At 70.4% G+C, this 25,661-nt stretch carries 28 protein-coding genes and 1 tRNA gene; 10 read left to right on the forward strand and 19 right to left on the reverse strand.

Translation table 11 applies throughout. The features are described 5' to 3' along the window. Positions 1 to 13 precede the first annotated feature (13 nt). From OHA73_RS23085 to OHA73_RS23105, 5 genes are all read left to right on the forward strand, one after another. On the forward strand, positions 14 to 1,591 hold the full coding sequence (locus OHA73_RS23085) for a HAMP domain-containing sensor histidine kinase (protein ID WP_266718737.1): 1,578 nt from the start codon (positions 14 to 16) through the stop codon (positions 1,589 to 1,591). A 26-nt stretch (positions 1,592 to 1,617) separates the two neighbouring features. Further along, positions 1,618 to 3,060 carry a bifunctional glycosyltransferase family 2/GtrA family protein gene (locus OHA73_RS23090; RefSeq protein ID WP_327656001.1) on the forward strand — a complete coding sequence of 481 codons (1,443 nt, stop codon included), beginning with the start codon at positions 1,618 to 1,620 and terminating at the stop codon, positions 3,058 to 3,060. Further along, positions 3,057 to 5,246 carry a glycosyltransferase family 39 protein gene (locus OHA73_RS23095; protein ID WP_327656002.1) on the forward strand — a complete coding sequence of 730 codons (2,190 nt, stop codon included), beginning with the start codon at positions 3,057 to 3,059 and terminating at the stop codon, positions 5,244 to 5,246. The genes OHA73_RS23090 and OHA73_RS23095 overlap by 4 nt, the downstream gene beginning before the upstream one ends. A 110-nt stretch (positions 5,247 to 5,356) precedes the next feature. Continuing rightward, positions 5,357 to 6,868 (forward strand): MFS transporter, encoded by a 1,512-nt coding sequence (locus tag OHA73_RS23100; RefSeq protein ID WP_327656003.1) that lies wholly within the window; start codon positions 5,357 to 5,359, stop codon positions 6,866 to 6,868. A 77-nt stretch (positions 6,869 to 6,945) separates the two neighbouring features. Next, positions 6,946 to 7,740 (forward strand): TetR/AcrR family transcriptional regulator, encoded by a 795-nt coding sequence (locus OHA73_RS23105; RefSeq protein ID WP_327656004.1) that lies wholly within the window; start codon positions 6,946 to 6,948, stop codon positions 7,738 to 7,740. Positions 7,741 to 7,788: 48 nt separating this feature from the next. On the opposite strand, the gene OHA73_RS23110 is transcribed toward OHA73_RS23105, so the two are convergent. The 4 genes from OHA73_RS23110 to OHA73_RS23125 form a co-directional block, all read right to left on the reverse strand. Further along, entirely contained in the window at positions 7,789 to 8,250 is a 462-nt protein-coding gene (locus OHA73_RS23110; RefSeq protein ID WP_266712197.1) for a PPOX class F420-dependent oxidoreductase, read from the reverse strand. A gap of 39 nt (positions 8,251 to 8,289) precedes the next feature. Then, positions 8,290 to 9,108: a YceI family protein gene (locus OHA73_RS23115; RefSeq protein WP_266712199.1), complete on the reverse strand. Its 819-nt coding sequence runs from the start codon at positions 9,106 to 9,108 to the stop codon at positions 8,290 to 8,292. A gap of 257 nt (positions 9,109 to 9,365) precedes the next feature. Next, complete coding sequence (locus OHA73_RS23120; RefSeq protein ID WP_327656005.1) at positions 9,366 to 11,894, reverse strand: MFS transporter; 2,529 nt, start codon at positions 11,892 to 11,894, stop codon at positions 9,366 to 9,368. Positions 11,895 to 11,914: 20 nt separating this feature from the next. Next, entirely contained in the window at positions 11,915 to 12,421 is a 507-nt protein-coding gene (locus OHA73_RS23125) for a MarR family winged helix-turn-helix transcriptional regulator (RefSeq protein ID WP_266712203.1), read from the reverse strand. A 197-nt stretch (positions 12,422 to 12,618) separates the two neighbouring features. Between OHA73_RS23125 and OHA73_RS23130 the strand changes: the two genes are divergently transcribed. Further along, positions 12,619 to 12,825, forward strand: coding sequence for a hypothetical protein (locus OHA73_RS23130; RefSeq protein ID WP_267069816.1), 207 nt, complete (start codon positions 12,619 to 12,621; stop codon positions 12,823 to 12,825). A 51-nt stretch (positions 12,826 to 12,876) separates the two neighbouring features. Here the strand turns inward: OHA73_RS23130 and OHA73_RS23135 are convergent, their stop codons facing one another. The 5 genes from OHA73_RS23135 to OHA73_RS23155 all read right to left on the reverse strand — a co-directional run bounded on the left by OHA73_RS23135 (position 12,877) and on the right by OHA73_RS23155 (position 16,479). Beyond that, positions 12,877 to 13,623 (reverse strand): hypothetical protein, encoded by a 747-nt coding sequence (locus OHA73_RS23135; RefSeq protein ID WP_327656006.1) that lies wholly within the window; start codon positions 13,621 to 13,623, stop codon positions 12,877 to 12,879. Positions 13,624 to 13,755: 132 nt separating this feature from the next. Further along, on the reverse strand, positions 13,756 to 14,694 hold the full coding sequence (locus OHA73_RS23140) for an RNA polymerase sigma factor SigF (protein WP_266712209.1): 939 nt from the start codon (positions 14,692 to 14,694) through the stop codon (positions 13,756 to 13,758). A 247-nt stretch (positions 14,695 to 14,941) separates the two neighbouring features. Beyond that, complete coding sequence (locus OHA73_RS23145) at positions 14,942 to 15,790, reverse strand: RNA polymerase sigma factor SigF (RefSeq protein WP_266712211.1); 849 nt, start codon at positions 15,788 to 15,790, stop codon at positions 14,942 to 14,944. 188 nt (positions 15,791 to 15,978) lie between these two features. Further along, on the reverse strand, positions 15,979 to 16,272 hold the full coding sequence (locus OHA73_RS23150; protein ID WP_266712213.1) for a Dabb family protein: 294 nt from the start codon (positions 16,270 to 16,272) through the stop codon (positions 15,979 to 15,981). 36 nt (positions 16,273 to 16,308) lie between these two features. After that, positions 16,309 to 16,479 (reverse strand): hypothetical protein, encoded by a 171-nt coding sequence (locus tag OHA73_RS23155; RefSeq protein WP_266719216.1) that lies wholly within the window; start codon positions 16,477 to 16,479, stop codon positions 16,309 to 16,311. Positions 16,480 to 16,924: 445 nt separating this feature from the next. Between OHA73_RS23155 and OHA73_RS23160 the strand changes: the two genes are divergently transcribed. Next, positions 16,925 to 17,242: a hypothetical protein gene (locus OHA73_RS23160; protein WP_327656007.1), complete on the forward strand. Its 318-nt coding sequence runs from the start codon at positions 16,925 to 16,927 to the stop codon at positions 17,240 to 17,242. 56 nt (positions 17,243 to 17,298) lie between these two features. Here the strand turns inward: OHA73_RS23160 and OHA73_RS23165 are convergent. The 4 genes from OHA73_RS23165 to OHA73_RS23180 form a co-directional block, all read right to left on the reverse strand. Further along, positions 17,299 to 17,383 (reverse strand) — tRNA-Ser (locus OHA73_RS23165). A gap of 10 nt (positions 17,384 to 17,393) precedes the next feature. Then, a complete protein-coding gene (gene tadA / locus OHA73_RS23170) occupies positions 17,394 to 17,852 on the reverse strand; it encodes a tRNA adenosine(34) deaminase TadA (RefSeq protein WP_266718738.1) in 459 nt (152 codons plus the stop codon). Positions 17,853 to 17,937: 85 nt separating this feature from the next. After that, positions 17,938 to 18,495: a tRNA adenosine deaminase-associated protein gene (locus OHA73_RS23175; RefSeq protein ID WP_266712215.1), complete on the reverse strand. Its 558-nt coding sequence runs from the start codon at positions 18,493 to 18,495 to the stop codon at positions 17,938 to 17,940. Positions 18,496 to 18,700: 205 nt separating this feature from the next. Then, positions 18,701 to 18,940, reverse strand: coding sequence for a hypothetical protein (locus tag OHA73_RS23180; RefSeq protein ID WP_327656008.1), 240 nt, complete (start codon positions 18,938 to 18,940; stop codon positions 18,701 to 18,703). A 138-nt stretch (positions 18,941 to 19,078) separates the two neighbouring features. Between OHA73_RS23180 and upp the strand changes: the two genes are divergently transcribed. Further along, positions 19,079 to 19,714 (forward strand): uracil phosphoribosyltransferase, encoded by a 636-nt coding sequence (gene upp, locus OHA73_RS23185; RefSeq protein WP_266712219.1) that lies wholly within the window; start codon positions 19,079 to 19,081, stop codon positions 19,712 to 19,714. Between the two features lie 73 nt (positions 19,715 to 19,787). Here the strand turns inward: upp and OHA73_RS23190 are convergent, their stop codons facing one another. The 5 genes from OHA73_RS23190 to OHA73_RS23210 form a co-directional block, all read right to left on the reverse strand. Further along, a complete protein-coding gene (locus tag OHA73_RS23190) occupies positions 19,788 to 20,441 on the reverse strand; it encodes a LytR C-terminal domain-containing protein (protein ID WP_267069814.1) in 654 nt (217 codons plus the stop codon). Positions 20,442 to 20,565: 124 nt separating this feature from the next. Then, positions 20,566 to 20,862, reverse strand: a complete 297-nt coding sequence (locus tag OHA73_RS23195) for a type II toxin-antitoxin system VapB family antitoxin (protein WP_003955420.1) — start codon at positions 20,860 to 20,862, stop codon at positions 20,566 to 20,568. A 244-nt stretch (positions 20,863 to 21,106) separates the two neighbouring features. After that, positions 21,107 to 21,244, reverse strand: a complete 138-nt coding sequence (locus OHA73_RS23200) for a hypothetical protein (RefSeq protein ID WP_327656009.1) — start codon at positions 21,242 to 21,244, stop codon at positions 21,107 to 21,109. Positions 21,245 to 21,308: 64 nt separating this feature from the next. Next, positions 21,309 to 21,650, reverse strand: a complete 342-nt coding sequence (locus OHA73_RS23205) for a hypothetical protein (protein WP_327656010.1) — start codon at positions 21,648 to 21,650, stop codon at positions 21,309 to 21,311. Between the two features lie 211 nt (positions 21,651 to 21,861). Next, positions 21,862 to 22,452 (reverse strand): HhH-GPD-type base excision DNA repair protein, encoded by a 591-nt coding sequence (locus OHA73_RS23210; RefSeq protein ID WP_266718739.1) that lies wholly within the window; start codon positions 22,450 to 22,452, stop codon positions 21,862 to 21,864. A gap of 150 nt (positions 22,453 to 22,602) precedes the next feature. On the opposite strand from OHA73_RS23210, the gene OHA73_RS23215 reads away from it, so the two are divergent. After that, positions 22,603 to 22,944, forward strand: coding sequence for a cupin (locus OHA73_RS23215; protein ID WP_267069811.1), 342 nt, complete (start codon positions 22,603 to 22,605; stop codon positions 22,942 to 22,944). Between the two features lie 26 nt (positions 22,945 to 22,970). Continuing rightward, positions 22,971 to 24,917, forward strand: coding sequence for a propionyl-CoA synthetase (locus OHA73_RS23220; RefSeq protein WP_327658509.1), 1,947 nt, complete (start codon positions 22,971 to 22,973; stop codon positions 24,915 to 24,917). Here OHA73_RS23220 and OHA73_RS23225 read toward each other — a convergent pair. Continuing rightward, positions 24,894 to 25,595 (reverse strand): sensor domain-containing protein, encoded by a 702-nt coding sequence (locus OHA73_RS23225; protein ID WP_327656011.1) that lies wholly within the window; start codon positions 25,593 to 25,595, stop codon positions 24,894 to 24,896. The two genes, OHA73_RS23220 and OHA73_RS23225, sit on opposite strands and share 24 nt — an antisense overlap. Between the last annotated feature and the right edge of the window lie 66 nt (positions 25,596 to 25,661).

Genomic DNA, 25,661 nt, shown 5'->3' on the forward strand with positions numbered 1-25,661 from the left:
GGCCGTCGCGCTGATGGCCGTGGTGGCGTCCGTGATCGGTGTCGTGTCGACCGTCTCGCTGCACTCGTACCTGTACAGCCAGCTCGACGAGCAGGTGACGGGCATAGCGATGCGGGCGTCCGGCGGCCCGGGTGACCAGCCGCATCCCGGTGGCAGCGGCCCCGCCGCAGCGGTGGGCGACCTGGCCTTCGTCACCCTGGGCTCCCCCGCCGGCACCATCGGCGCGGAGGTCTCGGCGGACGGCCGGATCACGTCGGGCAAGATCAGCGTCGACGAGCAGACCACCGACGGCCGCACGCAGACCCGGGCCAAGACCCTGTCCGCCGAGGCCCTCGAGGTCCTGAACTCCGTCTCGAAGGACGGCGACACCACGGCCGGCGGCGACGACAAGGACATCGACGCGTACACGGTCGACCTGCCCGGCTACGGTTCCTACCGGGTCGAGTACGTCACCGGCGCCAAGGGCGACTTCTACGTGGGCCGCCCCACCGCCGAGGTCGACTCCACCGTCAACAAGCTCATCGTCACCGAGCTGCTCGTCGCCGCCGCGGCCCTCGTCGCGGCGGGCGCGGCCGGAGCGATCATGGTCGGCGTGAATCTGCGGCCGCTGCGCCGCGTCGCCGCGACCGCGTCCCGTGTCTCCGAACTCCCGCTGCACAGCGGCGAGGTGATGCTCCACGAGCGCGTCCCCGAGTCCGAGGCCGACCCCAGAACCGAGGTCGGGCAGGTCGGCGCCGCGCTCAACCGCATGCTCGACCATGTGCACGGCGCCCTCGAATCGCGCCAGCAGAGCGAGATGCGGGTGCGCCAGTTCGTCGCGGACGCCAGCCATGAGCTGCGTACGCCGCTGGCCTCCATCCGCGGCTACGCCGAGCTGACCAGGCGCGGCCGCGAGGAGACAGGCCCCGACACCCGGCACGCGCTCGGCCGCATCGAGTCCGAGGCGGACCGGATGACCGGGCTCGTCGAGGACCTGCTGCTGCTCGCCCGGCTCGACGCGGGTCGGCCGCTCTCGTACGAGCCGACCGACCTGTCCCCCCTGGTCGTCGACGCGCTCAGCGATGCCCGCGCCGCCGACCAGGACCACGCGTGGCGCCTGGAACTCCCCGACGAACCGGCCACCGTGCTCGCCGACTCCCCGCGCCTGCACCAGGTCCTCGTCAACCTGCTCGCCAACGCCCGTACGCACACACCACCAGGCACCACCGTCACCGCCCGCGTGCACCGGTACGGCCACTGGGTCTGCCTCGACGTCCAGGACGACGGCCCCGGCATCCCGCCCGAGCTGCTTCCGCACGTCTTCGAACGGTTCGCGCGCGGCGACTCCTCGCGGTCCAGGAAGGCGGGCTCGACCGGCCTCGGCCTCGCCATCGTGCAGGCCGTCGCGGCCGCGCACGGTGGGTCGGTGACGGTCGAGAGCGTGGCCGGCCGCACCGTCTTTACCGTGCATCTGCCGGCCTACGCGGCCGTGGCGCCACCCGTGCCGACGTCGCGGGGCTCTGCCCCGGCCCCCGCGCCTCAATCGCCGGCGGGGCTTGATGCGGCCGCCCCGCACTCACAGGTAGGGCAAAGCTTCACCACACAGCCCTAACAGGGCAGTTGGCGAATGTCGGTGTCATGCGAACCGACTCTTCTCCGGGCATCGACCCCACCTCTGTCTCCGCGAGGTTCGGGGCGCTGCCGGCGCGGGAGCACCTCCCGGTCGGCAGCGGCGATGTGCCGGTCCTGGACGTTGTCATCCCCGTCTACAACGAGGAGAAGGACCTCGGTGAGTGCGTGCGCAACCTGCACGCCCACCTGGTCCGCACCTTCCCCTACCGCTTCCGCATCACCGTTGCGGACAACGCCTCAACCGACAGCACGCCCCAGGTGGCGTACGACCTGACGAACGAGTTCCGCGAGGTCGAGCACTTCCGGCTCGAGCAGAAGGGGCGCGGACGCGCCCTGAACGCCGTGTGGTCGGCATCCGACGCACCGGTCCTCGCGTACATGGACGTGGACCTGTCCACCGACCTGAACGCGCTTCTTCCGCTGGTGGCGCCCCTGATCTCCGGGCACTCCGACCTCGCGATCGGCTCGCGGCTCGCCCGCAGCTCGCGGGTGGTGCGCGGCTCGAAGCGCGAGTTCATCTCGCGCACGTACAACCTGATCCTGCGCGGCTCCCTGCAGGCCCGCTTCTCCGACGCCCAGTGCGGGTTCAAGGCGATCCGGCGCGATGTCGCGCAGGTGCTGCTCCCGCTGGTCGAGGACACCGGCTGGTTCTTCGACACGGAGATGCTGGTGCTCGCTGAGCGGGCCGGGCTCCGGATCCACGAAGTGCCCGTCGACTGGGTCGACGACCCGAACTCGACCGTCCACATCGTCAAGACGGCGACCGAGGACCTCAAGGGCGTCTGGCGCGTGGGCAAGGCGCTCGCGACCGGCTCGCTCTCCCTCGACCGGCTCGCGCGCCCCTTCGGCGACGACCCGCGAGACCGTCAACTCACCGACGTACCCAAGGGCCTGGCCCGCCAGCTGCTCGGCTTCTGCGTCGTCGGCGCCATGTCGACGCTGCTGTATCTCCTGCTGTACTCCGGGTTCCGTACGTTCTCGGGGGCGCAGATCGCCAACGCGGCCGCCCTGTTCCTCTCGGCGCTCGTCAACACGGCCGTCAACCGGCGCCTCACCTTCGGGGTGCGCGGCCGGGACAACGCCGTGCGCCACCAGGCCCAGGGCATCGTCGTCTTCGGCATCGGGTGGGCCCTGACCAGTGGCTCGCTCGCCGCCCTCAACACGGCCTCCGGCAACCCGGCACACTCCACCGAGCTGATCGTCCTGATCGCGGCCAACCTCGCGGCGACGATCCTGCGCTTCCTGCTCTTCAGGGCGTGGGTCTTCAACGACCGAAGCGACCGAAGCGACCGAAGCGACCGAATCGACCGGGGCACCCCTGGCCCGGACTCCATCCCGACCCCCGTAACGAATCCTCAGGTTCCGCAGGCCTGGGGCGACGCGACCGTGCGGATGCACGCCGTCGGCGCGCACCACCACGACGACACCGACCCCAGGATCCAGCGATGACCACAGACATCCGACCGTACGACGCCGCCTCGGCGGCGCCCGACGAGTCACCTCCCAGTACCGCGGGACACGGCCGCCCCAAGGCCTCGTTCCTCACCCGCGTGTGGCGCGGCAGGCCCGAGGACCCGCGCTGGGCCCGCCCGGCCTTCCTCGGCATGCTGCTCGTGATCGCGGCCGCCTACTTCTGGAACCTGTCCGCGTCCGGCTACGCCAACTCCTTCTACTCGGCGGCCGCCCAGGCGGGCAGCGAGAGCTGGAAGGCGTTCTTCTTCGGCTCGTCCGACGCGGCGAACGCCATCACCGTCGACAAGCCGCCGGCCGCGCTGTGGCCGATGGGCCTGTCGGTGCGGCTCTTCGGCCTCAACTCGTGGGCGATCCTCGCCCCGCAGGTCCTGATGGCCCTGGCCACGGCGGGTGTGCTGTACGGGGCGGTACGCCGCCGGTTCAGCGCCGCCGCGGGCCTGATCGCCATGGTGGTCCTCGCGACGACGCCGGTCGCCGCGCTGATGTTCCGCTTCAACAACCCGGACGCGCTGCTCGCGCTCCTGATGACCGTCACGGTCTACTGCGTCGTGCGCGCCATGGAGCACGGCCGGACCAAGTGGCTGATCTGGGCGGGCGTCGCCGTCGGCCTCGCCTTCCTCACCAAGACGCTCCAGGCCTTCCTGATCCTGCCGCCGCTCGCGATCCTCTACGCGGTGTTCGCGCCGGTGCGGGTGCGCAAGCGGTTCGGTCAACTGGCCCTGTCCGCCGTCGCGATGATCGTCGCGGGCGGCTGGTGGGTGGCCGTCGTCGAACTGTGGCCCGCGTCCTCGCGCCCGTACATCGGCGGCTCCCAGAACAACTCGTTCCTTGAACTGACCTTCGGCTACAACGGACTCGGCCGCATCAACGGCGAGGAGGCCGGCTCGGTCGGCGGCGGCGGGGGAGCCGGCGGCACCGGGCAGTGGGGCGAGACCGGCCTCACGCGGATGTTCAACTCCGAGATCGGCAGCCAGATCTCGTGGCTGATCCCGGCGGCGCTGATCCTCTTCATCGCGGGCGTCGTCCTGACCTGGAAGGCCAAGCGCACCGACACGGCGCGCGCCGCGTTCCTCGCGTGGGGCGGCTCCCTGCTGATGACCGGCCTGGTCTTCAGCTTCATGGCGGGCATCTTCCACCAGTACTACACGGTGGCCCTGGCCCCGTACATCGCGGCCGTCATCGGCATGGGCGCCACCGTCCTGTGGGAGGAGCGGTCCCGGATCACGGCGTCGGCGACGCTGGGCGTGTCCGTGGCCGCGACGGCGGTGTGGGGGTACGTGCTGCTCGGCCGGACCTCGGACTACCTGCCGTGGCTGCGGTGGGCCGTGCTCATCGGCGGACTCGTGGCGGGCCTCGGCCTCGCCTTCGCGGGCCGGATCAACCGTCGACTGGCGCTCGGTGCGGCCGGGTTGGGCCTCGTGGCCTCGCTGGCGGCGCCGACCGCGTACACCATCTCGACGCTGAACACCGGGCACACCGGGTCGATCGTGACGGCGGGTCCTTCCGGGGCCAGCATGATGGGCGGCCCCGGTGGCGGCGGCAAGGGCGGAGGTCCGGGCGGTGGCAAGGGCGGCTTCCCGGGCGGCGGCATGCCGGGCCAGAACGGCAAGACCGGCGCCCAGAACGGCCGGATGGGCCAGCCCCCGACCGGTGGCGGCATGCCCGGCCAGAACCAGGGCACCGGCAAGAGCACGCAGGGCACCGGCAACCAGGGCACCGGCAAGAACAGCAAGCAGGGCGGCATGCCCGGCGGCACGCGCGGTGGCAAGGCCGGCGGCGGAGGCGGCGGCATGGGCGGCCTCCTCAACGGCGCCCAGGTCAGCACCAAGGCCAAGAAGCTGCTCCAGAAGAACGCCGATGACTACACCTGGGCCGCGGCCACGATCGGCTCGCAGAACCAGTCGAGCTACCAGTTGGCCACCGGCGACCCGGTGATGGCGATCGGCGGCTTCAACGGCACCGACCCGTCCCCGACGCTCGCCCAGTTCAAGCAGTACGTCGAGGACGGCAAGATCCACTACTTCATCGGCAGCGGTTCGACCGGCGGCATGGGCAGCTCCAGCTCCGGCTCGGCGTCGAAGATCACGAAGTGGGTGGAGGCCAACTTCAAGAAGGTGACGGTCGGCAGCAGCACGTTCTACGACCTGACGCAGTCCAAGTAGGTCCGACCCAGCCGACCCACCCCCGAGTGAACAAACCACTTGTACGGCGTACAACACACCCTCTACGGTGTACGGGAAGCATCAGTCCCGTACACCGTAGAGGAGTGTCCATGGCCCCCACGGCCGACCCGGCCACCCAGGCACCCCCGGTCACCGCAGGTCACCCCCAGCGCTGGCTGATCCTCGGCGTCATCTGCCTCGCCCAGCTGACCGTGCTGCTCGACAACACCGTCCTGAACGTCGCGATCCCCTCCCTCACCCGCGAGCTGGACGCCTCGACGTCCGACATCCAGTGGATGATCAGCGCCTACTCGCTCGTCCAGTCCGGCCTGCTGCTCACCGCGGGCAGCGCATCCGACCGCTACGGCCGCAAGAAGATGCTCGCTTCGGGTCTCGCGATCTTCGGCGTCGGCTCGCTGACCGCCGCGTTCGCGGGCTCCACCGGGCAGTTGATCGCCGCCCGCGCCGGCATGGGCGTCGGCGGCGCGCTCATGATGACCTCGACGCTCGCGGTGGTCGTGCAGATCTTCAGCGAGACCGAGCGCGTCAAGGCGATCGCCCTGTGGTCCACCGTCAGCACGCTCGGCTTCGCCGTCGGCCCGCTGGTCGGCGGCGTGCTGCTCGACCACTTCTGGTGGGGCTCGATCTTCCTCATCAACATCCCCGTCGCGCTCATCGGCCTTGTCGCCGTGATCGTCCTGGTCCCCGAGTCGAAGAACCCGCAGGGCGACCGCCCCGACCTGCTCGGCGCGCTGCTCTCCACGATCGGCATGACCGGCATCGTCTACGCGATCATCTCCGGCCCCGACGACGGCTGGACGTCCACGACCACGCTCACCTCGGCCGCGATCGGCGTCCTCGTCCTGGCCGCCTTCGTGACGTGGGAGCTGCGGATCCCGTACCCGATGCTCGACATGCACTTCTTCCGCAACCAGAAGTTCACGGGCGCGGTGGCGGGAGCGATCCTCGTCGCCTTCGGCATGGGCGGCTCGCTGTTCCTGCTCACCCAGCACCTCCAATTCCTGCTCGGATACGGCCCGTTGGAGGCGGGCCTGCGCACCGCGCCGATGGCCCTCACCGTCGTCGCGCTCAACCTCACCGGCGTCGGCGCCCGGCTGCTGCCCAAGATGGGCACGCCGCTGACCATCGCGTCCGGCATGACGTGCATGGCGGCGGGGCTCGCCGCGATCGCGCTGCTCGGCGGGGACGGGTACGGGGGCATGCTGCTCGGCCTGATGGTCATGGGCGCGGGCATCGCCCTCGCCATGCCGGCCATGGCCAACGCCATCATGAGCGCCATCCCGCGGGAGAAGGCGGGCGTGGGCGCCGGGGTCAACGGCACCCTCGCGGAGTTCGGCAACGGTCTGGGCGTCGCCGTCCTCGGCGCGGTCCTGAACGCCCGTTTCGCCGCCCTCGTGACGGTCTCCGCGACCTCGTTCCCGGCGGCGCTCGCGGCGGCGGACTCGGCCGGGGAGAAGGCCCGTATCAGCGAAGCCTTCTCCTCCGGTCTCGAGACCAGTCAACTGGTCGGCGCGGTCGCCGTGCTGGCGGGCGGCCTGCTCGCGGCGGTGTTGCTGCGCAGGGCCGAACGGACAGAATCCGCAGCGGTGACTTCCGCTTAGCATCGGAGCGGGCGGGGAGCGGTCCTGTGCGCAGGCCCGACCCGCCCGCGTACGAGGAACCCCTGGGAAGGAACGCCATGGCGAAGGCAGCGCGGATGAGCGTCTGGCTCGACGACACGGATGGCGCCGCGGAGCCCAAGGTCAGAGCGTCGCGCGGCCGGCGGGCCGAGCAGCCCAGCGGACTCGACCGGGAGCGGATCACCGAGGCGACGGTGCGGCTGCTGGACGCGGAGGGCCTCGCGAAGTTCTCCATGCGGCGCCTCGCGGGTGAGCTCGGGGTCACCGCGATGTCCGTCTACTGGTACGTCGACACCAAGGACGACCTCCTCGAACTCGCCCTGGACCAGGTCTACGGGGCGCTGGAGATCCCGGACACGGAGGCCACGGAAGGTACGGACTGGCAGACGCAGTTGCGTGAACTGGCAGCCATGTACCGGGAGTTGCTCGTACGTCACCCGTGGATCTCGCCGCTGGTCGGCAACTACCTCAACGTCGGCCCGAACTCGCTGCTGTTCTCGCGCGCGGTGCAGCAGGTCATCGCCCGCACCGGCCTCTCGCTGCCCCGCCAGCGCGGCGCCGTCCAGTCCGTCTTCCAGTTCGTGTACGGATACGGCACCGTCGAGGGCCACTTCCGGCAGCGCTGCGCCGAGGTGGGCCTCACCCAGGACGAGTACTTCCACAAGGCGATGGCGGCGTTCTCCGTCCCGGAGCAGATGGCGGAGGACTTCTCGCACGCCGAGCGGATGGTGGAGGCGGTGGAGGAGGGCGGCACGGTGGATGCGATGCGCGACATGGACTTCCAGGTGGCGCTGGATCTCCAGATCGCGGGCATCGAATCCTTGGTGGCCCAATCAAGCCCCGCCGGCGATTGAGGCGCGGGGTCCGGGGCAGAGCCCCGCGGCCGCAACGCCGTTACGGGTTCACGCCAAACGCGCCGGGAACCCACCCGTGGCCACGGGACCCCACTTTTCCGGTGTGACGCGGATGATCGACTTGCCCTGCTTGACCATCGCCTCGCGATACTCGTCCCAGTCCGGGTGCTCACCCGAAATGCACCGGAAGTACTCGACGAGCGCCTCGACGGAGTCGGGCGAGTCGATGACCTCCGCCGACCCGTCGACCTGCACCCACGGCCCGTTCCACTCGTCGCTGAGCACGACGAGGCTGACCCGCGGATCCCGCTTCGCGTTCCGCGTCTTGGCCCGCTCCGGGTACGTGGAAACAACAATCCGCCCGTCGCCGTCGACCCCGCAGGTCAGAGGTGAGGCCTGCGGGGTGCCGTCGGCGCGGGCGGTGATGAGGAGGGCGCGGTGCCGGGGTCGTACGAAGTCGAGCAACTCGTCCAGTGAGACACGGGTGTTGGTCGCGATGTTCGGAGCCATGCCCCGCACCCTAACCCCGGCCCCCGACACCTCGCGGTGTCACATCTGCGGCAGCGCGTCGCCCTGTACGGCCTGGATGTCGAGCTCGACCTTCAGCGTCGCGCCGATCGCGGCGATGCCGGCCTGCACGACCTGGTTGTAGTTCATCGCGAAGTCCTCGCGCTTCAGTTCGGCCGTCGCCTTGAACGCGGCACGGGTGCCGCCCCACGGGTCGGCGCCGGTGCCGAGGTAGCTGAGGTCGAGGTCGACCTCGCGTGCCACGCCGTGCAGGCTCAGCTGGCCGTGCACGGTCCAGCGGTCGGTGCCCGCGGGCTCGATGCCGGTCGACTGGTAGGTGATCTCCGGGTACGTCTCGACGTCCAGGAAGTCCGGGGACTTCAGGTGGCCGTCGCGCATGCCGTTGCCGGTGTCGATGGACGCCGACCTGATGACGGCCTCGACCCGCGACTTCTCGACGTCCTGCGCTATGTCGATGCGCGCCGTGAAATCGGTGAACCGCCCGTGCACGGACGTGATCCCGAGGTGCTGCGCCGTCGCGGCGACCGAGGAGTGCGCCGGGTCGACCATCCACGGCCCGGGCGGCGGCAGCTCGGCCCCGCCCTGCCGGTGCAGCACGATGCTGCCCACGTCGGCCCGACCGCTCGCCGTCACCATCGCGGTGGAGGCGGCGGGGGCGTAGCCGACGGCGGTCACGATCACCGTGTAGGGACCGGGCGCGAGCGCGGCCGGGTCGTGCACGCCGCCCTCGTCATCGGCCTCGGCCCGCAGCACCTGCGATCCCGTCATGTCGGTCACCGTGACGACGGCGTGCGGCAGGGCCCACCCGTCCCGCGTGCGGATCCGCGCGCTCAGTCCCATGCTTTTGCTCTCCTAGCTCAAGTTCTTACGTACGCAGGGGGTTGGTCGTGCTCCCCCTGCGTGGACGGGCCCCGGTCGGCGTGCGTCACGGCCGTCCCCTGCCGTTGGCGACGCCACCGGGTCCGGGGCCCATTCTCACAACCGGGCCTGTGTGGTCCGCGTCCGCTCAAAGCGCGAACCACACATTCAGGTGGCCCGGGGTCACATACCCGCCGGTATGGGCGAGTTCGATCACTCGCCGGTATGGGCGGGTTCGATCACTCGCCGGGGTGGGCGAGCTCGATGTCGTGGCCGTCGATGCCGCTGCCGTTCACGCTGAGGCCCGTGGCCACCGGCGGGTAGCCGGTCGCGATCACGGTGTACTCGCCGCCGTCCAGGTCGGTGAAGGCGTACGCGCCGTCCTCACCGGTGGTGGCGGTGGCGACCACGTTGCCCGCGGCGTCCACCAGCGTGACCCGCGCGTCGTTCAGCGCGCGGCCCGCGGCCCGGACGGTGCCCTGGACCTGGGAGCCGGAGTGCAGGTCGATCTCGATGCGGGTGACACCGGAGCCGGTGACCTCGACCGGGAGCGCGGTGGGCCGGTGGCCCGGTGCGTTCACGGCCACGGTGACCGGGCCCGGGATCAGCTCGGCGAAGGTGAACTCGCCGGCCGGGCCGGACTGACCGGTGGCGAGCACATCGCCGCGGACGTCGGTGACGATGACCATCGCCCCGGCGACCGGCGCCTTGGTCTCGCTGGCCCGCACCACACCGGTGAGGCCGCTGGTGCCGCTGAGCAGGATGTCGTACGTGACCGACTCCTCGCCCACCAGCACGGTGGAGGCCTGCGGCTGGTAGCCGTCGGCCGAGGCGATCAGGACGTAACTGCCGGCGCCGGGGGCGTCGACGCTGTACGAGCCGTCGCCCTGGGCCACGGCGCGGCCCAGCTGGCGGCCGCCGAGGGAGATCAGGGTGACCGCGGCGCGGGGCACCGGGGCGGACTCGGCGCCGCGGACGAAGCCGCGGACCGGGGTGCCGCCGACGGTCTGCGCCGGAGCGGAACCGTTGGAGGCGGATGCGACGGCCGCGAGGCGCTGGGTCTGGGTGTCGGCGGCGGGCTGACCCGCGCCGACCAGGCTCGGCACCCGCTCCTGCGCCGGGGCGGGAGCGGCAGCGGCGGCCGGGGTCTGGTTGGTGGGCGCCGCGCTCTGAGCGGCCTGCTCGTTGGCACCGGACGTACGCAGGGGAACCTCCTTGATGAAGATGGTGACGAGGAACGCCAGGAAGGCGATCGGGGCGACGTACAGGAAGATGTCGGCGATGCCGTGCCCGTACGCGCTCTCCAGCCAATTGCGGACCGGGGCGGGCAGCGCGCTCATGACCGGCAGGTCGCTGCCGCCCATCGACTTCGCGGCCGCGGCCTGCGACTGCGGATCGAGGTTACCGATCGTGTCCTTGGCGTAGTGGCTGATACGGGTGGTCATCACGGAGCCGAGCGCCGAGACACCGACCGCGCCGCCGAGGGACCGGAAGAAGGTCACCATCGAGGAGGCGGAGCCGAGGTCCGAGGGGGCGACCTGGTTCTGCGTGCTGAGCACCAGGTTCTGCATCATCATGCCGATGCCGAGGCCCATCAGCGCCATGAAGATCGCCAGGCGCCAGTACGGGGTGTCGTAGCGCATCGTGCCGAGCAGACCCAGACCGGCGGTCAGGAACACGCCGCCGGCGACCAGCCAGGCCTTCCACTTGCCGGTCCGGGTGATGACCTGGCCGGAGACGGTGGAGGAGACGAACAGACCACCGATCATCGGGATCGTCATGACACCCGACATCGTGGGCGTCTTGCCGCGCGCCAGCTGGAAGTACTGCGAGAAGTACACGGTGCCCGCGAACATCGCGACACCGACGAACAGCGAGGCGAGCGAGGCCAGCGTGATGGTGCGGTTCTTGAAGAGGCGCAGCGGGATGATCGGCTCGCTCGCCTTGGACTCGACGAGCACGAAGATCAGGGCGAGCACGATCGCGCCGCCGACCATCGTGTACGTCTGCCACGACATCCACTCGTACTTGTCGTCGGCGAAGGTGACCCACAGGAGCAGCAGGCAGACCGCGGCGGTGATGAAGAAGGCGCCGGCCCAGTCGACCTTCGCCTTCCGCTTGACCACGGGCAGGTGCAGGGTCTTCTGCAGGACGACGAGCGCGATGAGCGCGAAGGGCACACCGACGAACAGGCAGTAGCGCCAGCCGAGCCAGTCGGTGTCGGTGATGACACCGCCGACCAGCGGGCCGCCGACGGTCGCGACGGCGAACGTCGCGCCCAGGTAGCCGGAGTAACGGCCCCGCTCACGCGGGGCGATCATCGCGGCCATGATGATCTGCGCCAGGGCGGAGAGACCACCGGCACCGATGCCCTGGACGGCACGGGCGGTGATCAGCATCCCGGGGTTCTGCGCGAAGCCGGCCAGCGCCGAGCCGATTATGTAGACGACCAGGGCTATCTGGACCAGGGCCTTCTTGCTGAACAGGTCCGCCATCTTGCCCCACAGGGGCGTGGTCGCCGTCATGGCGAGCAGGGCTGCCGTGACCACCCAGGTGTACGCCGACTGACCGCCGCCCAGGTCGCCGATGATCTTCGGCAGGGCGTTGGAGACGATCGTCGACGAGATGATGGCGGCGAACATGCCGAGCAGCAGACCGGACAGCGCCTCCATGACCTGCCGGTGCGACATGGGGGCACCCGCTTCGGGGGCGGCCCCTGAATGCTTGGGATGGCTGCCCCGCACACCGGGCGGTGTGGTTGTTGCCATGGGAATCCTCTTCTTACGTGTTACGCGGGTGTACGGGTGATGGTCTGAGCGGTCGGCTCAGTGGCGGCCTGCGGAACCGTCGCGCGGGACCCCGTGGTTCGGCAGTCGCCGAAGCTCTCGCGCAGTCGCGTCATGAGGGCGATCAACTGATCGACCTCGTCGTCGGACCAGTCGCTCAGCCGGTCGGCGAGCAGTTGGGTGCTCCGTTCATTGAGCACGTCCATCTGCTTCGAGCCTTTTTCCGTGAGGCTGAGGATGCGCGAGCGTTTGTCAGCGGGGTCGGGATGGCGCTCGATCCAACCGCGGTCCGCGACGTGTGCCACGTGCCGGCTGGCCACGGACACGTCCACGGCGAGCAGCTCGGCCATGCGGCTCATCCGCATGTCGCCGTAGCGCTTGAGCAGCGTGAGAACCGCGGCCGAACCGGTCGGGCAGTCGTGCGGAAGGATCCGCGCCATGTCCCTCTTGACGGCTCCGAAGGCGCTCATCTGTCGCGCCAGCTCGTCGTAGTGACGTTGTGCGGCCACGGCACCTCCTGACCAAAAGATCTTTATTTGTTGCTTAGGGCAACCATAGAAGCAGTTGGTTGCCACAGGCAAACGAAAGTGGGGGCTCGCGGATAAAATCGCGGCAAAGATCAAGTGCAAATCAGTAAAGTCGCAGATCAGATGGTGCGTGCTCGGACTGTGGCGCCCTTCGCGGCAATTCGCTAGGGTCCTGCCCCATGGCTAACAACCCCCAAGGCCCCGGCCCCCAGGGCAATCCCGACCCCGCGGGCAACACCCAGATGTTCCGCGCCTTCGTCGACGAGCAGCCTCCCGCCCGTCAGCAGGCGGCCGCCGCGAAGTCCGGCCCCAGTGCCGGTCTGATCATCGGCATCGTGCTGGCGATCGTCGTGGTGGCGGGCGTGGCTTGGCTGGCGCTCAGCTAAGGCCGCATCCGCCAAGGCTTCATCCGCCGGCCAGGTCCGTATCCGCGGAGCTCACTTCCAGTCGACGTCGACGTCCTTCGTCTCCAGGCGCATCCCGAGCGGGACGCGCCATTCGTCGACGCACACGGTCCACGTCTTCCGCTTCTTCTCCCCGGCCCCGATGGGCACGGGGAGCTTCTTCTTGACGTTGACGGTCGCCCAGTCGATGCCGAGCGCGCCGATGACGTGCGTCTCGAAGGTCGCGGTGCCCGAACGCACCGCGCTGCCACCGGAGTTGTGCAGCGTCAGCGTCACGTCCTGACACCAGCGCTTGTCCGCCTTCTTGAGCTCCGGGTCGCCTGCGACCTTGAGCTCGGCGGGGCCCGATGGGGCCGAAGAGGAGGGGGCCGCGTCGCTGTCGGGGGCGGTGTTCCCGGAGGGCTTGTCGGCGGCGGACGGAGTGCCGCTCTCGCCGGGGGTCCCGCCGGCCGGTGGGGCGCCGCCCGCGTCGGGGACGTCCGCCCCGGGTTCCTGCCCGCCGGCCGTGTCTCCGCCGGCGTTGTCGCCACCGGCGCTGTCTGCACCTGCTCTGCCCGCCGCGTCCTTCTCCGACGGGCCCGGGGCGCCAGGGGTCTTTGCCGCCGGTGAGTCCAGCGGTACGAGTTCCACCTTGCCGGTGGGGGCGACCCGGTCGCCCGGGCTCGTGGGCGCCGCTCCTGCCGCACCCACGGCCACGTATCCATCGCGCCCGTCGCCACCGTCGAGTGCGACGACGGCGCCTGCGCTCACGCACACCACGGCGACCGAAGCGGCCCCCACGGCGGCCTTCCTGTGACCGAGCAACCAAGTCCGCAGCATCGCGCCAGTGTGTCTGACGCTCCGTCAATTCGGAAGCCCCCCTGGCTCTTTGGGAACAGGGGGCACTTCACTCCCGGTCGAACGGCGACCGGATCAGTCGGCGATGAGGCCCTCGCGCAGCTGCGACAGCGTCCGCGTGAGCAGCCGGGACACGTGCATCTGCGAGATGCCGACCTCCTCGCCGATCTGCGACTGCGTCATGTTCGCGAAGAACCGGAGCATGATGATCTGGCGCTCCCGCGGCGGCAGCTTGGCGAGCAGGGGCTTGAGCGACTCGCGGTACTCGACGCCCTCCAGGGCCGTGTCCTCGTAGCCGAGGCGGTCCGCGAGGGAGCCCTCGCCGCCGTCGTCCTCGGGCGCGGGTGAGTCGAGGGAGGACGCGGTGTACGCGTTGCCCACAGCCAGCCCGTCGACCACATCCTCCTCGGAGACGCCGAGCACCACGGCGAGCTCCGGGACGGTCGGCGAGCGGTCCAGCTTCTGCGCGAGCTCGTCGCTGGCCTTGGTCAGCGCGAGCCGCAGCTCCTGGAGGCGGCGCGGCACGCGCACCGACCACGAGGTGTCGCGGAAGAAGCGCTTGATCTCACCGACGACCGTGGGCATCGCGAACGTCGGGAATTCCACGCCGCGTTCGCAGTCGAAACGGTCGATCGCCTTGATCAGACCGATCGTTCCGACCTGGACGATGTCCTCCATCGGCTCGTTGCGACTGCGGAACCGGGCGGCCGCGTAGCGCACCAGCGGCAGGTTCAGCTCGATCAGGGTGTCGCGGACGTACGGCCGCTCCGGGCTGTGCTCGTCGAGCGTGGCAAGACGCAGGAACAGGGAACGGGACAGAGTGCGGGTGTCGATGGCCCCGCTCGGCGGAGGTGTCACGGACACCTCGGGGCTCTCGGCGGCCTGGGCCGGAACCGAAGCGGGAACAGGAGCGTCGATCAGCGCGGCAGGCGTCTGCTCGCTCATGTCATCGGTCGCGGCGGGCGCGCCGGGCGTGAGCGTGAGCACCTTCGAGCTGCCCTGGTCTGCGGACATGCCACCCCCTTGAGGTCGCGGACGGTCGCGGCGGACGCTCCCGTCAGGTAAGAGCGCAGCCTCCACCTGAATACCGGACGAGGGACTGCGCCAAACGCCGTTCCAGCAGAATGTCACATGTCGGCAACACGCTGTAGTGACATGTCGACATGTATGGGATGGAACGGTGCAGGAAGCAAGGGGTGTGACGGGAGTTGGCGCGGATTCCGGCGGGAAAAGCGCCGCGCGCCTTGTCTACCCGTTCGAGCTAGGCGTCGATCCTGTTTGCGGACCGAAGTCGAGCGAAGCTGCGGGCGAGGAGTCTTGACACGTGCATCTGTGAGACACCCAGTTCCGCGCTGATCTGAGATTGCGTCAGATTGCTGTAGTAGCGGAGCAAAAGGATTCGTTGCTCCCGCTCGGGCAGCTGTACGAGGAGGTGCCGTACGAGATCGCGGTGCTCGACGCCGTCCAGCTCCGGGTCCTCGTAGCCGAGCCGGTCGAGCAGGCCCGGCATCCCGTCGCCCTCCTGCGCCGCCTCCAGGGAGGTCGCGTGGTACGAGCGGCCCGCCTCGATGCAGGCGAGCACCTCGTCCTCGCCGATCCGCAGCCGCTCGGCGATCTCGGAGGTGGTCGGGGAGCGCCCGAAGGCGGTCGTCAGGTCCTCGGTGGCGCCGTTGACCTGCACCCACAGCTCGTGGAGGCGGCGCGGCACGTGCACGGTGCGGACGTTGTCCCGGAAGTACCGCTTGATCTCGCCGACGACCGTGGGCATCGCGAAGGTCGGGAACTGGACGCCGCGGTCCGGGTCGAAGCGGTCGATGGCGTTGATCAGGCCGATGGTGCCGACCTGGACGACGTCCTCCATCGGCTCGTTGCGGCTGCGGAAGCGGGCCGCGGCGTAGCGCACGAGCGGCAGGTTCGCCTCGATCAGGGCGCCGCGTACCCGGGAGTGCTCGGGGCTGCCCGGCGGGAGCTCCTTGATCTGCGCGAAGAGGACCTGGGTCAGCGCGCGGGCGTCGGCGCCGCGGCTCTTCGCGGGCGCGGGCGGCGCCTCGGGCGGTACCTCGGGCGGTGCTTCTTGAGGCGCAGTACTGGCCGGCACGGTCAACTCCACCTCTGTTTCCGTCAACTCATCGGTCAAAAGCGGTCATAGCATCACAAGACATGTGCACTGTGTGCAAGCACCGCATAACTCCGTGTTGAAGCCCGAGTTGGGGCACGGCGAGGGGTTCAGGACGCACGAAAGCCCCTCACCGTTCAGGTGAGAGGCTTCTCGAACGTGTGACGGTCCCGAGAGTGTGCTCAGAACTCGTAGTCCGCGATCACCCACGTGGCGAACTCGCGCCACATCGCGACGCCCTCCTGGTGCGCGGGGTGCTCGATGTACCGCTTCAGGGCGTCGGTGTCCTCGACGGCCGAGTTGATCGCGAAGTCATAGGCGATCGGGCGGTCGGTGATGTTCCAGTCGCACTCCCAGAACGTCAGCTCGGGGATCTTCGCGCCCAGCGCGCGGAAGGCCTCGACGCCCTCGGCCACGCGCGGTTCGTCACGGCTCACGCCGTCGTTGAGCTTGAAAAGGACCAGATGGCGGATCACGGGGTGCTCCCTGCGGTGCTGACGGCCGGCTTGCCGCTACTTCCCGCCGTTGACGACCCAGGTCATGAAGTCGCCTATGGACTGGGCGGCGGACGATACGCCTTCGAACCCTATCTGGACGTAATCGGCGGCCTTGGAGGGGTCGGTGATGATCACGTAGAGCACGAAGACCACCCCGACGAAGAGCGCGACTTTCTTCGACTGCACCACGTTGCCTCCCCGTACCCGTGTCCTGGCCCCGTCCGACCCCTGTCGAACGGCGGCGAGTCTAACGCGGACGATCACCGACGCGACCTTTAAGGACCAACGGCCTCCGGTTATGGGTCCTTTGCCGACCTCCCGCATCGCCACAAAGGGGCAGTATTGGTGATGAGCCCGGAGGGTCTGGCAGGAATCCGATGGGCAGGGACGTGACCCCGACTGCGGGGTCCGCGCCGCACTTCCCCCCGAAGCGGCGCGGACTACGGGAGTCCGTCCTCATCGGGGGGAGTGGTTTGTCCCCCCGATACCACTCCCCCCGACCCGAACGGGACGTGAAGGCCCCGACACCTCTGGGCAGGTGTCGGGGCTTTTCCGTGTCCATGGCTTCACGCGACGCTTCCCGGGAGCACCATGGGTTCGCCCACAGGACGCGTACAAGGAGGGACTTCCCATGGCCAACCAGACCCAGACCCTCGGAAGGGGAAGCACCACGGGCGCGGAGAGCTTCTGGTACATCCTCGGGTGCATCTCGTTCGGGGCCGCCTACTTCGCAAAGGTCCCCACGAAGAAGGCCCTCAGTGAGTACGGGCTCTGCGAGATGACCAGCGCCGAGAAGTTCTGGTACGTGGTGCAGAACATCTGCTTTGGATCCGGCTACCTGGCCAAGGTCCCCGTGAAGAAGGCGCTGTCCGAGGTCCGGTTCGGGGCCGAACAGCCCCCGCAGGCCCAGCAGCCCTGGCCGCCCGCGGCGGGTCCGCAGGCCGGCTGAGCGCGGCCGGGCAAAAGCGAAAGGGCGGATCCTGTCGGATCCGCCCTTTCGGCCGGCGGTAGCGGAGGGATTTGAACCCTCGGAGAGTTTCCCCTCACTCGCTTTCGAGGCGAGCTCCTTCGGCCGCTCGGACACGCTACCGAGAGGAACTCTAGCCCATGGTGGGCCGTGGTCCGAAATCCGTTTCTCTGAAGAAACGGGTGAGCTGTGTCGCACACTCCTCGGCGAGTACGCCGGAGATCACTTCGGGCCTGTGGTTGAGCCGCCGGTCGCGGATCACGTCCCACAGCGAACCGGCCGCCCCCGCCTTTTCGTCGCGGGCCCCGTAGACGACCCGGTCGACGCGGGACTGCACGAGCGCGCCCGCGCACATGGTGCACGGCTCCAGGGTGACGACGAGCGTGCACCCCGTGAGCCGCCACTCTCCTACTTCTTGCGCCGCCCTGCGCAGCGCCAGCACCTCGGCGTGCGCGGTCGGGTCCCCGGTCAGCTCACGCTCGTTGTGCGCCCGCGCGAGCACGGTGGTCCCGTCCGGCGCCAGCACGACGGCGCCGACGGGAACGTCACCGCCCGCCGCGGCGAGCCCGGCCTCGGCCAGGGCCTGCCGCATCGGCGGCTTCCAGGGGTCTCGTACGGGATCGGGGTCGGAAACGGTGTCGGAGGGTGTCACGGCGAGGAATCTATCCCCGCCGCGGTCAGCGCACCGTCTCGAGGACCTCCGATGCGCCCAGGGCGTCGGCGATCTCGCCCAGCGCGTCCGTCCCGTCGAGAGTGAGCAGATCCTTCTCGGCGACGCCCAGGTCGGCCAGGACCCCGCTGTCGCCGAGCGGGCCCGGCGGCACCACCTCGGCTCCGGCGTCCTCGTCGTCGTCGGACGCGCTCTCGCCGTCCGGCTCGCCGTCCTCCGTGCCGTCCAGGTCCAGGGCGTCCAGATCGTCGACGACGTCCGAACCGTCCGGAGCCTTGCCGAGCAGTTCGTCGGTGAGCAGGATCTCGCCGTAGCTGCTGCGGGCAGCCGCGGCCGCGTCGGAGACGTAGATGCGAGGGTCCTCCTCGCCGTCGATGCGGACGACGCCGAACCAGGCGTCCTCTTGTTCGATGAAGACGAGGATCGTGTCGTCCTCGGCGCCGGCCTCGGCCGCCGCCTCGCGGGCCAGGTCGGACAGATCCGACAGGGTCTCCACGTCGTCGAGCTCTGTATCGCTCGCTTCCCACCCGTCTTCGGTGCGCGCGAGCAGTGCGGCGAAGTACACCGTGACTCTCCCACTGGTCTTAAGGGTGCCGGTCGGGAATCCCCCCGGCGGGGCCTGGGAGGCGGGGATTGCAGTTCAAGCCCCGCCCACTCGGAATCGTGGCAGAAAGTCCGGCTCCAAGAGAGGTCTTCCGCGCGCTGTGTTCGTGGCGCGTCCTCCGCGAAGTCCCGCGGGACGGGGATCCGGGGCGGACCGGCCGGGCCCGTCACCAGCGAAACGTGCGCATGCGCATCTGCTGTCGCATCCGTGCCGCCCGGGCGCGGCGTGGCTGGACCCTGGCGCGCAGCTCCCGCGCCTCGGTCAGTTCCCGCAGGAACAGGGCCCGCCTGCGCCTGCGCTCGGCGTCCGTCTCCGTCTCCGTGTCCGGCTCGGGCCCGGCTCCGGTCCCCGTACCGGCACCGCCCGACTCCCGCTCGGGCCGCTCCCGACGTTTCTCGTCCGCCATCGGCCACACCACCCCAGTCCGCCCAGTCGGCGCCAGTCGGAGCCAGTCGGCGAGTCCCTTCCACCTTCCCTCCGTACCGGCCGTTGATGCCACCGCGCGGGGGAGCCGCGGCCCTGTGGCCCGGTTACTGTTGGGGACATGCGGATCCACGTCGTCGACCACCCTTTGGTGGCGCACAAGCTCACCACGCTGCGCGACCAGCGCACCGACTCCCCGACCTTCCGGCGCCTGGCCGACGAGCTGGTCACCCTGCTCGCCTATGAGGCGACCCGGGACGTGCGCACCGAGCAGGTCGACATCGACACCCCCGTCTCGCGGACGACCGGCGTCAAGCTGTCGTACCCGCGCCCCCTGGTGGTGCCGATCCTGCGCGCGGGCCTCGGCATGCTCGACGGCATGGTGCGCCTCCTGCCGACCGCCGAGGTGGGCTTCCTCGGCATGGTGCGCAACGAGGAGACGCTGCAGCCCGCGACGTACGCGACGCGGATGCCGGACGACCTCTCCGGGCGCCAGGTGTACGTCCTCGACCCGATGCTGGCCACGGGCGGCACGCTCGTCGCGGCGATCCAGGAACTGATCAAGCGCGGCGCCGACGACGTCACGGCCGTGGTGCTGCTCGCCGCCCCCGAGGGCGTCGAGATCATGGAGCGCGAGCTGGCAGGCACGCCGGTCACCGTCGTGACGGCCTCCGTCGACGAGCGGCTCAACGAGCACGGGTACATCGTTCCGGGCCTCGGCGACGCCGGGGACCGTATGTACGGGGTCGCCGAGTAACCGACGCCGTACGGGAACGGGAACGGAAAAGCCGCGGACGAACCGTCCGCGGCTTTTCGCTGTACGGGTCCCGTCAGCAGCCCGCGCCGGACGCCGAGGGCTGCGGCTTCGGGTGGCTCAGCGCCGTCAGCGCCTTGTCCGCGGCCGGCTTCTTGGCGAGCTTCTTGAAGTCGGAGCCGATGATCAGGTCGACCTCGGTCGGCTTCGAGCGCTTGTCCGCCTTCAGCTCGGCGCCGGTCAGCTGCGTACCGAGGACCGGGAGCGCCGCGTCGGTGGCCGCGGAGGCGCCGAGCAGTATGCCGGGGCCCTTGACCTTCTTGTCGTACGCCTTCGTGGCGTTGCCCACGTCGCCGATCTTGAAGCCGCGCTTCTTCAGCTCGTCCGCGGTGTCCTTGGCCAGGCCGCCGCGGGCCGTGGCGTTCAGGACGTTCACCGTGATCTGGGAGGGCTTCGGCAGCTTCTGGGCCGCCGCCTTGCCCGGGGAGGCCGACGCGCTCGGCTTCCGCTCGCAGGCGCCGGACTTCGCCCCCGCGGCGCTGGCCTTGTCACCGCCCGAGAAGACGTCGACCAGCTGGAACGATCCCCAGCCGATCAGCCCGATCGCGGCGACGGACGCGACGACCGCGAGCACGATCCTGCTGTGCGGACGCCCGCGCCGCATGCGGGGGTACTTGTCCCCTGTGATGCGGTACTTGCCGCCCATGCCGGGTGGAGTGAGCATGCTCATGAGCGCAGCGTAATCCTGTGCGGCGACGATGCCTATTAAATGATCACGGTCAGTCGCTCAGTCCAACCCAAAAGGGCCAATGCGGACTTGAGGCGGCGTCAGTGGGACGGGTGTGCGAGCCGTGTCAGCCGAGCTCGAGCACGCGCGCGTGCAGCACCTGGCGCTGCTGGAGCGCGGCGCGCACGGCGCGGTGCAGGCCGTCCTCCAGGTAGAGATCGCCCTGCCACTTCACGACATGCGCGAAGAGGTCGCCGTAGAACGTCGAGTCCTCGGCGAGCAGGGTCTCCAGATCGAGCTGGCCCTTGGTCGTCACCAGCTGATCGAGGCGGACCGGGCGCGGCGCGACGTCCGCCCACTGCCGGGTGCTTTCCCGGCCGTGGTCGGGGTACGGCCGGCCGTTTCCGATGCGCTTGAAGATCACACGGAAAGCCTACCGGGCAAGGCTCTCCGGGCGCAGCCATGGGGACGCGGTACACAGCCGGTAAATACCGTCCTTAACCGGCTCCAACCGGGTCCAGTCGAGCGACGCACAGGGGCCTGAAATGAGTGGCGCCGTGGGTGAGTTGGTGGAGAGCAGGCGTGTTCGTGGCTCTTCCGGGGTAGTGGCGCGCGCTTCGTTGACGGGTGGTTCCCCGCGTCCCGTGCGGGGGCGCGGGGAACCGTCTTCAGCGGTCGTTCTTCTTGCCCGGCGTCCGCCGGTCGCGCGAGCTGGGCGGGGTCGTCTTCTGCGTAGCGGAGCGTTCGCCGCGTGCGGCCTCCGCGCGCATCAGGGCGCGCAGGAGCGCGTAGGGGTCCTTGGGCATGAGGGTGCTGCCGTCCTTTTCGAAGTCGTGCGTGCGTGCTGACGGGTCCGGGGGACGGGTCCCGTCAGCAGCGCAGGACGACGGTGCGCAGGGCGCGGTGGGGCGGCGGCGCGGGCTGCGCCGTGGTGTCGGGGCGCGCGGCGACGAGGGGGCGTGGCGGGGCGCACGGGGGCGGGGTCGTGAGAAGCCGGACGGGATGGCCCGTCGACAGCCGGAGGGCCTCTTCGGAGGCGTCCCGGGTCCCCTCGCCCGGCTCGCAGGAGGAGGCGGCGGCGGGCGGCGGCGCGGAGGCCCCGGCGGGGGCGGCGGCGAGCGGCGCGAACAGCAGGGCGAGCAGCACCACGACCACACGCACCAGGCCCGGGACACGGTGGCCCGGGCAGGCGGCGGACGCGGCGGCGCTCATGCCCCGTCATCTGCCCACCACCGACCGCGACGTGATCCATGCAGCGGCAGATCCGCCCTCACGGGTGACCGACCCGGCACCCGGCTGACAGCAACCAAGCCCTGCCGGCGATTGAGGCAAATAGAGCCCCGCCGGCGATTGAGGCGCGGGGTCCGGGGCAGAGCCCCGAGACGTCCACCACGGCTCCGCCGAGGCACGCCCACCCTGCCCGCTACTTGGCGGCCTTCGCCGCCTTCGCGGCGGCCTTCATCTCCTGCTTGTGCGCCCGCACCTTCGTGAGGGACTCCGGGCCGGTGATGTCGGCGACCGAGCGGTACGCCTTCGGTTCGCCGTACGCGCCCGCCGCCTCGCGCCAGCCCGTGGGCCGCACGCCGAGCTGCTTGCCGAGCAGGGCCAGGAAGATCTGGGCCTTCTGCTTGCCGAAGCCGGGCAGCTCGTTGAGGCGCCGCAGCACCTCCTTGCCGGTGTCGACGCCCTCCCACACGGCGGCCGCGTCCCCCTCGTAGTGGTCGACGAGGTACTGGCACAGCTGCTGCACCCGCTTGGCCATGGAGCCGGGATAGCGGTGCACGGCCGGCTTCTCGGAGAGCAGCGCGGCGAAGGCCTCGGGGTCCTGGGCGGCGATCTCGTACGCGTCGAGGTCGTCGACGTTCAGGCGCGTGGCGATGGTGCGCGGGCCCGCGAACGCCCACTCCATGGGCACCTGCTGGTCGAGCAGCATCCCGACGAGCGCGGCGAGCGGACTGCGGCCGAGGAGTTCGTCGGCGGCGGGCTCCTGGGCGAGGTGGAGGGTGACGTCCATACGGCTCATACGTCGATGATCGCGCCGGGCCGCCGGCGTCGCCACGTCGGGGTCGCCACGCCGGGGTGCCGCCGGCGGCGTGGCCCCGCGCGGCCACGATAGGGGGCCACCGCGTCGCATAGGCGCGCCGTCCGCGGTAACCCTGACGTCATGACTTCCACGACGCCCGCCCCGTACGATCTCGTGGCCCTCGCCGACGATCATCTGGCCGCGGCCCGCAAGGCCGAGCACGGCCGCAGCGCGGAACTCCTCATCAAAGAGGACCCCCTGCTGCGGCAGAGCGTCATCGCGCTGACCGAGGGCAGCAACCTGGAGGAGCACAACGCCCCGCCCGCGGCCACCCTCCAGGTGCTGCGCGGCCGCGTCCGTCTCACCGCGGTCTCCGGCGACGTCACCCTCACGCAGGGCCAGCTGCACCCGATCCCGCAGGAACGGCACGGACTCGTCGCGCTGACGGATGCGGCGGTGCTGTTGACGGCGGTCACCGCCTGACCTGATCGTGTTCCCGTCGCTACGGGATCCATCGGGCCCGCAGGTCGGGTTCTGCGCAAAGGAGTGCGGGCATGCCGTCGTACGAGGAAGTCTTCCGAGCGAGCACCGAGGACCCGGAGGCCTTCTGGCTCACGGCGGCCCGCGCGATCGACTGGGACGTGCCCCCGACCCGGGCCCTGGACTCCTCGCGGGCCCCCTTCCACCGCTGGTTCCCCGACGGAGAGCTGAACGTCTGCCACAACGCGCTCGACCGTCATGTCGCGGCGGGCCGCGGTGCTCAGCCGGCACTCGTGTACGACTCCCCGGTGACGGACACCAAACGCACGTACACCTACGAGGAGTTGACCGACCAGGTCGCCACCTTCGCGGGCGTGCTGACCGGTCTCGGAGTGACCCGCGGCGACCGGGTCGTCCTCTATATGCCGATGGTCCCGGAGGCCGTCGTCGCGATGCTCGCCTGCGCGCGGATCGGGGCGGTGCACTCGGTCGTCTTCGGCGGTTTCGCGGCGAACGAGCTGGCGGTGCGGATCGACGACGCGGCACCGAAGGTCGTCGTGTCGGCGTCCTGCGGGATCGAGGGGGCGCGGGTCGTCCCGTACAAGCCGCTTCTCGACCAAGCCGTAGACCTGTCGCAGCACAAGCCGGACGCCTGCGTGATCCTCCAACGCCCCGAGGGGCCGGGTGAGTTGACGCCGGGCCGGGACGTGGACTGGGCGGAGGCGATGCGCGACGCGCGCCCCGCGGCCTGCGTCCCGATGGCGGCGACGGACCCCCTGTACATCCTCTACACCTCCGGAACGACCGGAAAGCCCAAGGGAGTTGTCCGCGACTGCGGCGGCTACGCGGTCGCGCTGCGCTGGTCCATGGAGGCCGTGTACGACGTGGGGCCCGGCGAGGTGATGTTCACCGCGTCCGACGTGGGCTGGGTCGTCGGCCACTCGTACATCGTGTACGCCCCGCTGCTGGCCGGCGCCACGACCGTCCTCTACGAGGGGAAGCCGGTCGGCACCCCGGACGCGGGCCAGTTCTGGCGGGTGGCGGCGGAGTACGGGGTGAAGACGCTGTTCACGGCGCCGACGGCGTTCCGGGCGATCAAGAAGGTCGACCCGGAGGGCGAGTTGACGCGTGGATACGACCTGAGTGCGCTGAAGTATCTGTTCCTCGCCGGGGAGCGGCTCGACCCGGAGACGTACCACTGGGCGAGCGAGCTGCTCGGCATCCCGGTGATCGACCACTGGTGGCAGACCGAGACGGGCTGGCCGATCGTCGCGAACCCGGTGGGCATCGAGGCCGCGCCGGTCAAGGCGGGCTCCCCCACGTTCCCGCTGCCGGGCTGGGACGTACGGGTCGTGGACGGGGACGGCAAACCGGTACCGCCCGGCGAGGACGGCGCCATCGTCGTACGCCTCCCGATGCCGCCCGGCTCCCTGCCCACCCTCTGGAACGACGACGAGCGCTTCGTCTCCTCGTACCTCTCGGCGTTCGACGGCTACTACCTGACCGGCGACGGCGGGCACGTGGACGAGGACGGCTATGTGTTCGTGATGGGGCGGACGGACGACGTCATCAACGTCGCGGGGCACCGCCTGTCCACGGGCGGGATGGAGGAGGTGCTCGCCTCCCACCCGGATGTCGCCGAATGCGCCGTGATCGGTGTCGCGGACTCGCTCAAGGGCCAAGTGCCGCGCGGACTGGTCGTGTTGAAGGCGGGCGTCGCGTCGGACCCCGCGGTGGTCGAGGCGGAACTCGTCCAGCTCGTACGGGACCGGATCGGCGCCGTCGCGTCCCTGAAGGAGGTCGCCGTGGTGGCGGCCCTGCCCAAGACCCGCTCCGGGAAGATCCTGCGCAGGACGATGCGCGGAATCGCCGACGGCCTGGACGAGCCAGTGCCGTCGACGGTCGATGATGTATCGGTCCTGGACGCGCTGCGGCCGGTCCTCACGCGGGGGTCAGCGGGTGGCGCCCAGCAGTGAGCGGATCGCGACGCGGTCGAGGTTCGTCAGGCCGCGCACCAGCTGCGGCGTCAGGAACACAAGCACGAACCCGATGGCCGAGACCGCGGCGATCTGCGCGGGCGACTCCACGTAGTACGCGTGGTGCGCGCCGGCGTCGGTCGTGAAGTCGTAGAGCCGGTAGCCGGGCCAGTCCAGGTAGCGGTGGAAGACCCAGGAGTAGGTGGGGAAGAGGGCGACGACCCACCCGGTGACCAGGAACGTCACGGACAGGGCGAAGGTCAGCACCCGCCACGGGAACATCACCGTGTGGAAGAGCAGCGCCTTCCACCCCGCGGCGTCGGTGACCCGGCCGCGCAGTCCGGGACCGGCAGGCGCGGGCGCCGCCACGTCCAGACCGAGCAGGGAGCGCGCCCGGCCCCGCTCCGCCGCGCCGAGACCGCGCGCGCCGCCCAGCGCCGCCGCGAGCACCGGCAGCCCGATCCACACGACGAGCGTGCTCACACCCAGGGCGAACATCGTCACGGCGAAGACGAACCCGGCGATCGCGACGGGGAGCGACGTGAGCGTGTGGCCGATCTCGCGGTAGGTGGCACCGGCGAACGGAGCGCGCCAGAACCCGGGCCGCGTGTGCAAGTGGCCCGAGGCCCGGGGTGTGGTCGAGGTGGTGCTCGCGTACGGCAGCGTGGTCGAGGTCATGCCACCAGCCTCGCGAATCGGCGGCGCGGGGAACATGGGGCTGCGGGGTGTCTTGGAGGTGGGGTT

Source organism: Streptomyces sp. NBC_00483 (assembly GCF_036013745.1).
GTDB lineage: Bacteria > Actinomycetota > Actinomycetes > Streptomycetales > Streptomycetaceae > Streptomyces.